Annotated in this window: 10 protein-coding genes; 4 read left to right on the top strand and 6 right to left on the bottom strand. The window is 75.8% G+C overall.

Annotated elements, in window-relative coordinates; all coding sequences use genetic code 11:
* Positions 1-286: 286 nt before the first annotated feature.
* Positions 287-1,351, bottom strand: a complete 1,065-nt coding sequence (locus KSNIM_RS26195; protein ID WP_263105580.1) for a MerR family transcriptional regulator — start codon at positions 1,349-1,351, stop codon at positions 287-289.
* A gap of 182 nt (positions 1,352-1,533) precedes the next feature.
* On the opposite strand from KSNIM_RS26195, the gene KSNIM_RS26200 reads away from it, so the two are divergent.
* Together KSNIM_RS26200 and KSNIM_RS26205 are read left to right on the top strand one after the other, a co-directional pair.
* Positions 1,534-3,162, top strand: a complete 1,629-nt coding sequence (locus KSNIM_RS26200) for a dolichyl-phosphate-mannose--protein mannosyltransferase (RefSeq protein WP_263105581.1) — start codon at positions 1,534-1,536, stop codon at positions 3,160-3,162.
* Positions 3,163-3,165: 3 nt separating this feature from the next.
* Positions 3,166-3,915, top strand: a complete 750-nt coding sequence (locus KSNIM_RS26205; protein WP_263105582.1) for an ABC transporter permease — start codon at positions 3,166-3,168, stop codon at positions 3,913-3,915.
* A 23-nt stretch (positions 3,916-3,938) separates the two neighbouring features.
* Here KSNIM_RS26205 and KSNIM_RS26210 read toward each other — a convergent pair whose 3' ends face one another.
* The 3 genes from KSNIM_RS26210 to KSNIM_RS26220 all read right to left on the bottom strand — a co-directional run bounded on the left by KSNIM_RS26210 (position 3,939) and on the right by KSNIM_RS26220 (position 7,003).
* The gene (locus tag KSNIM_RS26210; protein ID WP_263105583.1) at positions 3,939-4,922 is read right to left on the bottom strand and encodes a peptidoglycan-binding domain-containing protein; all 984 of its coding nucleotides are present in this window, start codon (positions 4,920-4,922) and stop codon (positions 3,939-3,941) included.
* 166 nt (positions 4,923-5,088) lie between these two features.
* Positions 5,089-6,000, bottom strand: a complete 912-nt coding sequence (locus tag KSNIM_RS26215) for a GNAT family N-acetyltransferase (RefSeq protein WP_263105584.1) — start codon at positions 5,998-6,000, stop codon at positions 5,089-5,091.
* 64 nt (positions 6,001-6,064) lie between these two features.
* Positions 6,065-7,003: an AraC family transcriptional regulator gene (locus KSNIM_RS26220; protein WP_263105585.1), complete on the bottom strand. Its 939-nt coding sequence runs from the start codon at positions 7,001-7,003 to the stop codon at positions 6,065-6,067.
* 326 nt (positions 7,004-7,329) lie between these two features.
* Between KSNIM_RS26220 and KSNIM_RS26225 the strand changes: the two genes are divergently transcribed.
* Together KSNIM_RS26225 and KSNIM_RS26230 are read left to right on the top strand one after the other, a co-directional pair.
* Entirely contained in the window at positions 7,330-7,821 is a 492-nt protein-coding gene (locus KSNIM_RS26225; RefSeq protein ID WP_263105586.1) for a DUF1772 domain-containing protein, read from the top strand.
* Positions 7,822-7,858: 37 nt separating this feature from the next.
* Positions 7,859-8,191, top strand: coding sequence for an antibiotic biosynthesis monooxygenase family protein (locus KSNIM_RS26230; RefSeq protein WP_263105587.1), 333 nt, complete (start codon positions 7,859-7,861; stop codon positions 8,189-8,191).
* A gap of 44 nt (positions 8,192-8,235) precedes the next feature.
* On the opposite strand, the gene KSNIM_RS26235 is transcribed toward KSNIM_RS26230, so the two are convergent.
* Both KSNIM_RS26235 and KSNIM_RS26240 read right to left on the bottom strand, forming a co-directional pair.
* Positions 8,236-9,165, bottom strand: a complete 930-nt coding sequence (locus tag KSNIM_RS26235) for an ECF transporter S component (RefSeq protein ID WP_411543777.1) — start codon at positions 9,163-9,165, stop codon at positions 8,236-8,238.
* A partial coding sequence (locus KSNIM_RS26240; RefSeq protein ID WP_263105589.1) for an energy-coupling factor ABC transporter ATP-binding protein occupies positions 9,117-9,966 on the bottom strand: 850 nt, incomplete at its 5' end. The genes KSNIM_RS26240 and KSNIM_RS26235, both read right to left, overlap by 49 nt.

The following is a 9,966-nucleotide window of genomic DNA, read 5'->3' on the forward strand; positions in this document are numbered from 1 at the left end:
ACGGCCGTGGCGGGCGGGCCGGCCGGGGCGGGTGGTACCGCCCCCGGACGGAGGGCCGGACGGGCGAGCGGCTGACGGAGGGTGAGCGGCCATGCAGGACTCCTGTTCGTCGTGGTGCCCCTGCGCGGGCCCGGACGGCGGACCGGGTGCCGCGGGCGGCGGAACCACCGTAGGGAGTGATCGGCATATGCCCGACCATTTCGCCCCGGTCTCCACAGATTCGGCGCACCACGTGCGATTCGGCCCAACGGCCGCGCGCCGGAGTCCGCGGGACGGCCCCGGGCCGTCAGGGCGCGGTGGGCATCAGCAGCGAGAAGGTGCCCGCGCGGTCGGGGAAGCGGACGGCCAGCGGGGCGACCGGGCCGCCGAGCTCCAGCACGAGCTGGCCACGGGCACCCGCACCGACCGCCTCCAGCAGGAAGTCGCGGTTGACCCGGACGCACAGGCCGTCCTCCGCCGCCGCACCGCCGCCGACCGTGAGGACGCCGTCGGCGGAGACGGTGAGCTCCGAGACGGGGAAGTCCACGCCGTCCTGGTCCCGGCGCTCGGTGCGGACGGGCGCGGCGCCGAGACCGTCGCGCAGCACGTCCGCGGCGACCTCCACCCGGTGGACCGGCTCCAGACGCAGCATCGGACGGTAGTCCGGGAAGTCGGCCGGTACCGGACTGCCGGTCACCTCACGGCCCGCCGCCACGGCGGTCAGGGCGCCCTCGGCCAGCGTCAGCTCGGCCACGCCGTCGCCCACCGCGGCGAGCAGGCCGCGCAGACCGTCCACGAAGGCGGTCGGCGCGAGCACGGCGACGGACGGCCCCTCGACGGTGCGCGGCGCGGCCTCCGAGACGGCCAGCCGGTAGCGGTCGGTGGCGACCAGGCGCAGCACCGCGCCGTCGGCCTCGAAGAGCACACCCGCCACCCGGCGGTGCTGTTCGAGACCGACCGCGAAGCGGACGGCGTCCAGGGCGGCGGCGAGCTCGGCGGCGGGCAGGGTCAGTCGGGTGGTCTGCACGGGTTTCTCCCTCAGCTCCAGCAGGTGTCGGACGGTGGACAGCTCGCGGCGGGCGTCCGCCAGGCCCTCCTCCAGACGGCGCAGGTGCGCGTCCAGGGCGGCCGCTGCCTCGCCGGGCCGGCCGGCCAGCACCCGCGAGACGTCCGCGAGCGGCATGCCGACCCGCCGCAGCCGGGCGATCAGCCGGGCGTCGGCGAGCTGTTCCGGCGCGTACCAGCGGTAGCCGGTCTGCGGGTCGACCCGGGCCGGGCCGAACACGCCCGCGCCGTCGTAGAAGCGCAGGGCGCTGATGCTGAGTCCGCTCAGCCGGGCGGTCTCGCCGATGCTGTGAAGTCCGCTGTCCACACCGCCGACTCTGCCCCCTCGACCAGGTCGAGGGTCAAACCGCGGGGCGCTGGACGGCGGGGCCGCGCGGCCGGGCTAGGATCTCTCCGACAAAGGCGACATAGCGCCAGTCCGGGCCTGCGACCCGTCAGCCCGCGACCGCCGCGGCCGCCGCGACACCGAGCGAGGAGCGGCGGAAGACCATGGCGCATCCGGCAGTCACCGAGCATGCACCGGCCACCGGCTTCCCCGCCGCGGCCCGGCCGCCGGCCGTCCGGCGCGGTGCGCTGCCGTGGGCCCTGCGGCACGCCGACTGGCTCGGCCCGATCGCCGTCGCGCTGTTCGCCGGACTGCTGCGCTTCTGGGGCCTCGCCAAGCCGAACGCCTTCGTCTTCGACGAGACCTACTACCCCAAGGACGCCTGGTCGCTGCTGCACCAGGGCTACGAGGGCGTCTGGCCGGACCTCGCCAACAGGGAGATCCTCTCCTCCCCGCAGAAGATCCCGCTGACCGCCGAGCCCGCGTTCATCGCCCACCCGCCGCTCGGCAAGTGGGTGATCGCGCTCGGCGAGTGGGCGTTCGGCCTGCACCCCTTCGGCTGGCGGGTGATGGTCGCCCTGCTCGGCACCCTCTCGGTGCTGATGCTCGCCCGGATCGGCCGTCGGCTCTTCTCCTCCACCCTGCTCGGCTGCACCGCGGCCTTGCTGATGGCGGTCGACGGCCTGCACTTCGTGATGAGCCGGGTCGGCCTGCTGGACGGCGTGTCGATGTTCTTCGTGCTCGGCGCCTTCGGCTGCCTGCTCGTCGACCGGGACCGCAGCAGGCAGGTGCTCGGCGCGGCCCGCGCCGAGGGCGGCCGGGCCGCCGACGAGGTCCGCCTGGGCCTGCGGCCCTGGCGGATCGGAGCCGGCGCCCTGCTCGGCTGCGCCGCCGCGGTGAAGTGGAACGGCCTGCAGGTCCTGCTGGTGTTCACCGTGCTGACCCTGCTCTGGGACCGGGCCGGCCGTCGCTGGGCCGGCGCCCACCGGCCGACCCGCAGCCTGCTCCGCCGCGACCTGCTGCCCGGCCTGCTCTCCACGGTCGGCGCCGCGGCGCTGGTCTACGTCGCCTCCTGGTCCGGCTGGTTCGCGAGCGACGGCGGCTTCGACCGGCACTGGGCCGACCACCGGGCCGGGCTGTCGATGCCGCGCACCCCCGTGGTGGACATCCCGCTGCCGCAGGTGCCGATGACCTGGGTGCCGTCCGCACTGCGCGGCTGGTGGCACTTCCACGCCCAGATGTACGACTTCAACACCGGCCTGACCTCGCCGCACACCTACCAGTCCAACCCGTGGAGCTGGCTCGTCCAGGGCCGCCCGGTGTCGATGTACTGGCAGCAGCTCACCGACGGCCAGGACGGCTGCACGTCGAGCGGCGGCTGCGCCTCGCAGATCCTGGCGCTCGGCACCCCGCTGCTGTGGTGGGCCGCCTGCTTCGCCCTCGCGTACGCGCTGTGGCGCTGGGCGTTCCGGCGGGACTGGCGCTCCGGCGCGATCCTCGCCGGTGTCGCCGGGACCTATCTGCCCTGGTTCGGCTACCAGGAGCGGACGATCTTCTCCTTCTACATGGTGATCCTGGTGCCGTTCCTGTGCCTGGCGGTCGCCCAGATGCTCGGCGCCATGCTCGGCCCGGCGGGCTGCAGCCGGCGGCGCAGGATCTGGGGCGGGGCGGGTGCCGGGCTGGTGGTGTTCGCGGTGGTCGGCTGCTTCGCGTACTTCTACCCGCTGTACACGGCGGAGGTGATCCCCATGTCGGACTGGCAGGACCGGATGTGGTTCACCAGCTGGATCTGACCGGTGGCCGCGCCGGTCGGGCAACTGCTGCCGGTCACCTGGCTGCTGGGCGCGGAGCTCGCGCTGCTGCTGGCCGCGGCGGTCGCGGTGGCCGGCCGGGGGCGGCTCGGCCACGGGCACGCCGTGCTCCGGGCGGGGCTGCGCGCCGCGGTGCAGCTCGGCGCGGTGGCGCTGGTCATCTCCTGGGTGGTCGGCTCGCTGGGGACCTCGGCGCTGTTCGTGCTGCTGATGTTCGCGGTGGCGGTGCGCACGGCGGGCCGGCGGATGACCGACGGCCCGGGCTGGGCGTGGGCCGCGCTGCCGATCGGCGCCGGGGTGCTGCCGGTGCTCGTGCTGCTGCTCGCCACCGGGCTGCTGCCGCACAAGGGGATCGCCCTGATCCCGGTCGCCGGCATCCTGATCGGCGGTGGGCTCACCGCGACCTCGCTGGCCGGGAGGCGGGCGCTGGACGAGCTGCGCACCCGCCGCGGCGAGGTCGAGGCGGCGCTGGCGCTCGGCTTCGAGGACCGCGACGCCCGGCTGGAGGTCTGCCGGACGGCCGCCGCCACCGCGCTCGTCCCGGTGCTGGACCAGACCCGCACGGTCGGCCTGGTCACGCTGCCCGGGGCCTTCGTCGGCATGCTGCTCGGCGGGGCGTCCCCGGTGCAGGCCGGCGCGGTGCAGCTGTTCGTGCTGGTCGCGCTGCTCGCCGTGGAGTCCGCCGCGGTGGTGCTGGTGCTCGAACTGGTCGGCCGGGGCCTGGTGCCCACCTGAGCGTCCGCCCGCCCGGCGGCCGGTCAGCAGTGGGGGTCGGCCGAGGCCTTCTCCAGTGCCGCCCGGGTCTTGGGGCCGTACTGGGTGTTGTTGCGCTCGTCGCCCTTGATCCGGGCGTCCCGCTGGAACTCGCTCAGGACCCACTGCGTCCAGGAGTCGAAGGTGCCGGTGGCGAACCAGACGTTGAGGTCGCCGCAGGAGACGGTGATCAGCATCTGCTGCATCGCGCGGACGTCCGTGCCCGAGTCACCCGCCTTCAGCACCCGGACGGCCGCCGAGGTGCTCGGCGCCACCGGCGGCGCGGCACCGGCACTCGCCGACGCCGTCCCGGCCGGGCTGAGCGCGGCGACGGGAGCCCGGCTGGCGGTCGCCGTGCCGGTGCCGGTGCGGGTCGGGGAGGCCGAGGACTTCCTGGTGGTGGAGGCGCTCGCGGTCGCCGTCGGCTCCGGCTGCCCGTTGTCCGGCGGCGCCGAGTCGAGGGTGCCGGAGGGCGCGGGCAGCGCCTGGTCGAGGTTCGGCTTGTCCGAGGACGGCGACAGGGCCAGCGCCAGACCGGTGCCGACCACCGCGATGCCGAGACCGGCGGCGACGATCGCCGTACGGCGCCGGCCGGCGACCAGCTGGGCACGCTCGCGCCGCTCGGCCCGGCCGCCCGGCCGCTGCTGCGGCGTGCCGTGGAAGTCGAAGACACCGAGGTCGCCGCCGGGCCCCACGGGAGCCGGGCGCTGCGGCGGGACGGACGGCGGCGCGGCGGGTGGCGGCGGAGGAGCGGCCGGGTGCGCCGCGGGCGGGGCCGGCGGCAGCAGGGTCGTCGCGAACGGGTCCGGGCCGGGCCCGGCATACGTCCGGCCGTGGCCGCCGCCCGCCGCGACGTAGGGTCTGACCAGCGGCGGACCCTCCATGTGGGGCAGCACGGCCGTCTCGGTGGCATCCGGGGACGAGGAGGCGCACGCGCAGCCGACGGCCGTCCGGACCGTGCCGCACAGCGGGCAGAGCTCTCCCGGCATCGGCCGGTCCTCCTCGGTCGGTGTGACGAACGCGCCCGATTATGCAGGAGGTTGCACGGGTATGACAGGGAGGTCCTGTGACGGGCGGTGGCCTTGTCCTATTTAGTGCCGAAACGGCCGGGATGAAGGGTCGGTGACGCCCCGCCGTCCTCGCGGTGAGCCAGGGCTAGGCCCCGGCGCCGCCGCTGACGTCCCGCGAGCGGCCCTCCTCCAGCACCCGGTACCCGGCGGTGCTGTACAGCTGCATCGCCACGGTGTTGCCGCCGAACACGTTGAGCATCAGCATCCCGTCGCCGGCCGCCAGCGCCGCCAGCTCGCCCGCCGCCATCGCGGCCCGGCCGAAGCCCCGCCCCCGCTCCTCGGGGAGGACGTCCAGCGAACAGCCGAAGGTGACGCCCGGCAGGAACCCGTGGTGCAGCCAGCCGGTGCCGACCGTCCGCCCCTCGGCCTCCAGCACCAGCAGCGCGTGGCCGGGTGTGGCCAGGTCCTCGGGCAGCATCCGTGCGAAGTCCGCCGCCGACTTGGCCCGGGCCTCCTGCTCCGTGTGCGAGCCGGAGCGGAGCATGTCGAACACGTACGCGTCCTCCTGCTGCGCCCGCCAGGCCGGGTACTCCTCGGCCGTCATCGGACGGGCCGTCACGGAGCCCTGCTCCGCCGACGCCGCGGAGAGCTCCTTCACCCGGTTCTGACCGCGCACCGTGTACCGGTCGAAGAGCGGGTCCGTTCCCGTCACCCGGACCTCGACCCGGTTCCCGCCACGCTCGGCGCACCACCGCTCGGCCCAGTCCAGCGCGGCCGGGCGCAGCCGCTCGTACCCCGGCACCGTCCACACCTCGCCGATCCGGCCCACCGGGGTGCCCTCGCGGTCGGCCACCGCCACGGCGACGGACCCGACCGTACGGCCGTCCTCCCGGATGTCGGCGACCGTCCACGTCCCGGCCTGCTCGCGCTGCTGCTCGGCCAGCCGCCCGGCGGCCGCGGCGGAGAGCCCCGCCGCGAGGTAGCGGTCGACGAGCCGCTGCAGGTGGGCGGGCAGCCAGGTGTCCCGGTCGGCGCCGGGTGCGATCTCCAGGGTCATCCGGGCACGGTAGGCAGCGGGCCGCCGCCGCGGCGAGCGGTTTTATCCGGCCACGGCGGCCGGATCAGCCCGCGCGGTGCTCCCGCGGGCTCACCCCGCGCACCCGCTTGAAGGCACTGCTCAACGCGAACGGACTGCCGTAGCCCACCCGTCGGGCCACCGCGGCGAGCGTCGCCTCCGGCTCGCGCAGCAGGTCCGCCGCCAGGTCCAGCCGCCACCCCGTCAGGTACGCCATCGGCGGCTCGCCGACCAGCTCGGTGAAGCGCCGCGCCAGCGCCGCCCGGGACACCCCGGTCCCGGCCGCCAGCGAAGCCACCGTCCACGGCTCGGCCGGCCGCCGGTGCAGCAGCCGCAACGCGCGCCCCACCACCGGGTCCCCGTACGCCCGGTACCAGCGCGGCGGGGCCGCCTCCGGCCGGGCGAACCACTCGCGCAGCGCCGTGATCAGCAGCAGGTCCAGCAGCCGGTCGAGGACCACCTCCTGGCCGGGCGCGTCGCGGTCCATCTCCTCGCCGAGCAGCGCCGGCAGCGGTGAGGACCAGGCGTCCGCGGGCACCACCGCGACGGGCGGCAGCGCCCGCAGCAGCCGCCCGTTCACCTCCCCGCGCAGCTGGTAGGTGCCGGTCAGCATCACCGTGGCACCGTCCGCGCGCTCACCCCAGGAGCGCCCGCCGAGGTCCATCTCCTCGCACAGCGGGACGCCCTGCGGATCGGTGGACACCTGCCCCGGGTGGATCACCACCCCTACCGGCGTGTCCGGTCGGTCCGCCACGGTGTACGGCTCGGGGCCGCGCACGATCGCCAGGTCACCGGGCGCCAGCGCGGCCGGATCGCCGGCCGCGGGGACGATCCAGGCCGTGCCGCGCACCATGCTGACCACCGTCAGCGGCGCCTCGTCGCGCACCGCCACGGCGAACGGGGGAGCCAGCACCGAACGCAGCAGGAACGCACCCTGCGCGCGTGGAGCCGCGAGCAATCCGGCAAGTCCGTCGACTGCGTCCATGCGTCCAGCCTAGGAGCGGCCCGGGGCGCGTGGAGGCACCTCCCGGCCGAAGGCTGAGGGGGAACTGCGCCATTCGGATGGGTTCGACCTTCAGCGTCGATGTCCGTCCGAATTCCCGCCGGCGCGAACGGCCGAGTGGGCCCCCATCCCATTGCGCAGTTCCCCGCGCCCCGGGTAGCTGCCCTGCATGCCTGCCCTGCGCGGCTGCGCCGTGTGGCGTGGACGCGTGCGTATGCGGGTGAGCTCCTCGGCCATGGGCACCGGGGCTGGGTGCCGGTTGACTTGACGGTATGACACGGACACGGGGGGATTCGGAGGTGCGACCCATGGCAACGGCACTGCTGCTCGCGGCCACCGTCGCGACGGGACTGATGGCGGGCCTCTTCTACGCGTTCGCCTGCTCGGTGATGCCGGGTCTCGGGCGCAGCGGCGACCGCACCTTCGTCGAGGCGATGCAGCGGATCAACACCGCCATCCTCAACGGCTGGTTCGCCGCCGCCTTCGTCGGCGCCCTGCTGCTCACCGTCGCGGCCGGCGCCCTCCACCTCGGCGGCGCCGGCCGGCCGGCACTGCCGTGGATCGCCGCGGCCGCCCTGCTCTACCTGGTGGTGCTGGTGGTCACCATGGCGGTCAACGTGCCGCTCAACGACCGGCTCTCCGCGGCCGGCGAACCCGGCTCGCTCACCGATCCGGCCGCCGTCCGGGCCGCCTTCGAGCAGACCTGGGTCCGCTGGAACACCGTCCGCGCGGTGCTCAACACCGCCGCGTTCGGTTGCCTCGGCTGGGCGCTCGTCCTCTCCGGACGCGCCGGGGCCTGACCGCCGTCCGGGTGTGAGGTGGTGCAGGATGGGAGGCATGTCCGTAGTGAAGATCAACGTGCTGACCGTGCCGGCCGAGATGCGGGAGACCCTGGAGCGGCGGTTCGCCGCCCGCGCCGGGGCGGTGGAGAACTCCGACGGCTTCGAGTGGTTCGAGCTGCTGCGCCCGGTCGAGGGCACCGACCAGTACCTGGTGTACACCCGGTGGGCCAGCGAGGAGGCGTTCAAGGCCTGGATGGAGGGGCCGATGCAGGCCGCGCACCGCCAGGGTCCGCCGGCCGAGGGTGGCGAGGCGCCGAAGCGGCCCGCCGCCAGCGACTCGGTGCTGTGGTCCTTCGAGGTGGTGCAGTCCGCCGGGCCGAAGGCCTGACGGGATCCGAACGGTGAGGGGGTACGGCCGCCGGCCGTACCCCCTCAGTGCTGCTCGGCGGGCTCGTCGGCGTCCGCCACCGCGGACGCCCCGGCCGGCGGTGCGAAGGCCACCGGGGCGCCGAACGCGGCCCGGCGGGTGGTGCGCCGCAGTGCCCGCAGCACCGGGCCGCCCACCGTCAGGCAGAGCACCGCGGTGAGCGCGGCCCGGGGCAGGTCCCAGCCGAGCGAGGTGGTCAGGCAGTAAAGGGCGAAGCGCGGCAGGTTCGCCGACAGCGGGTCGCCCGGGACGAAGGCGATCGAACTCGCCTGCCCGGCGATGTACGGCCAGCCCTGCAGGTTCATCACCGTGCCGTAGGCCACCGCGGCGAGCGCCCCGTAGCCGGCGAGCAGCAGGTGCTCGCGCCGGCCGCGGAGGGCGGCCGTGCCGGGCAGCAGCCCGGCGCCCAGGCAGACCCAGCCCATGGCGAGCATCTGGAACGGCAGCCACGGGCCGACCCCGCCGGTGAGCAGCGCCGAGGCGAACATCGACACCGAGCCGAGCACGAAGCCGAAGCCCGCCCCGAGCACCCGGCCGGCCAGCACCATCAGGAAGAACATCGGCTCCAGGCCGGCGGTGCCCGCCCCGAGCGGCCGCAGTGCGGCGCCCGCCGCGGCCAGCACCCCGAGCAGGGCGACGGCCTTGGCGTCCAGGCCCGGGGCGCCGCCGCCCGCCGAGCGGCCCTCGGAGATCTGGGCGACCACCACGGCCAGCAGCAGCGGCAGCATCAGCGCGAACAGCCAGGGCGCGTCGGCGGAGTGGCCGACCAGGTCGGAGCCGGGGGAGGCGAGCAGCGGCCAGCCGAACGCGGCGACGCCGATCGCCGAGAGCAGGGCGAGCGCAGGTCCCGAGCGCCGCCCGAGCGGGGCCGGGCCGGCCGGGGCGCTCACAGCTCCTCCCCGAGCACGTCCGTGATGTGACCGAGCGTCAACCACGGCTCCGGGGCGACCACCTTGGCGATCTGCGGGGCGAAGGCCGGTGCGGCGGTGACGACTTCGGCGGTCGGTCCGTCCGCGACCACCTCGCCGTCGGCCAGCACCACGGTGCGGTGGGCGAGTTCGGCGGCGAGCTCGACGTCGTGGGTGGCCAGCAGCACGGCGTGGCCGGCCTCGGCGAGGCCGCGCAGCACCGTCACCAGGCGGGCCTTGGCGGCGTAGTCGAGGCCGCGGGTCGGCTCGTCCAGCAGGATCACCGGGGGCGCGGCGGTGAGCACCACGGCCAGGGCCAGGGTGAGCCGCTGGCCCTCGGAGAGGTCGCGCGGGTGCCGGTCGTCGGCCAGGCCGGGCAGCAGCCCGGCGACCAGGGCCCGGCAGGTGCCGGCGGGGGCGCCGGCGTCCCTGTCGGCGGCGGCGCACTCGGCGCCGACGCTCTCGGTGCACAGCAGGTCGCGGGGCTCCTGCGGGACGAGGCCGATCCGCCGGACCAGTTCGGCCGGCCGGGCCCTGTGCGGGACGAGACCGCCGACCCGCACGGTGCCGCCGGACGGGGCGTGCAGCCCGACCAGGCTGCCGAGCAGGGTGGACTTGCCGGCCCCGTTGCGGCCCATCAGCGCGGTGGCCTCGCCGGCCCGCAGCTCCAGGCCGATGCCGCGCAGTGCCGGGACGGGCCCGCGCTTCACCACCAGCCGGTCGACGGCCGCCAGCACCTCGCCGCCCGGTGCGGTGGCCGCGGGCGGGGTGTGCTCGGCGAGCCGGGTGCGCAGGCCGGCGGCGCGGCGGCGGGCGTCGCGGACGGAC

The organism is Kitasatospora sp. DSM 101779 (genome assembly GCF_025655475.1).
GTDB lineage: Bacteria > Actinomycetota > Actinomycetes > Streptomycetales > Streptomycetaceae > Kitasatospora.

What these genes read in the sequence shown, in the direction of transcription:
- KSNIM_RS26200 (WP_263105581.1), top strand. Translation starts at nt 1,534, where the DNA reads ATGGCGCATCCGGCAGTCACCGAGCATGCACCGGCCACCGGCTTCCCC.
- KSNIM_RS26210 (WP_263105583.1), bottom strand. Translation starts at nt 4,922, where the DNA reads ATGCCGGGAGAGCTCTGCCCGCTGTGCGGCACGGTCCGGACGGCCGTC.
- KSNIM_RS26215 (WP_263105584.1), bottom strand. Translation starts at nt 6,000, where the DNA reads ATGACCCTGGAGATCGCACCCGGCGCCGACCGGGACACCTGGCTGCCC.
- KSNIM_RS26220 (WP_263105585.1), bottom strand. Translation starts at nt 7,003, where the DNA reads ATGGACGCAGTCGACGGACTTGCCGGATTGCTCGCGGCTCCACGCGCG.
- KSNIM_RS26225 (WP_263105586.1), top strand. Translation starts at nt 7,330, where the DNA reads ATGGCAACGGCACTGCTGCTCGCGGCCACCGTCGCGACGGGACTGATG.
- KSNIM_RS26230 (WP_263105587.1), top strand. Translation starts at nt 7,859, where the DNA reads ATGTCCGTAGTGAAGATCAACGTGCTGACCGTGCCGGCCGAGATGCGG.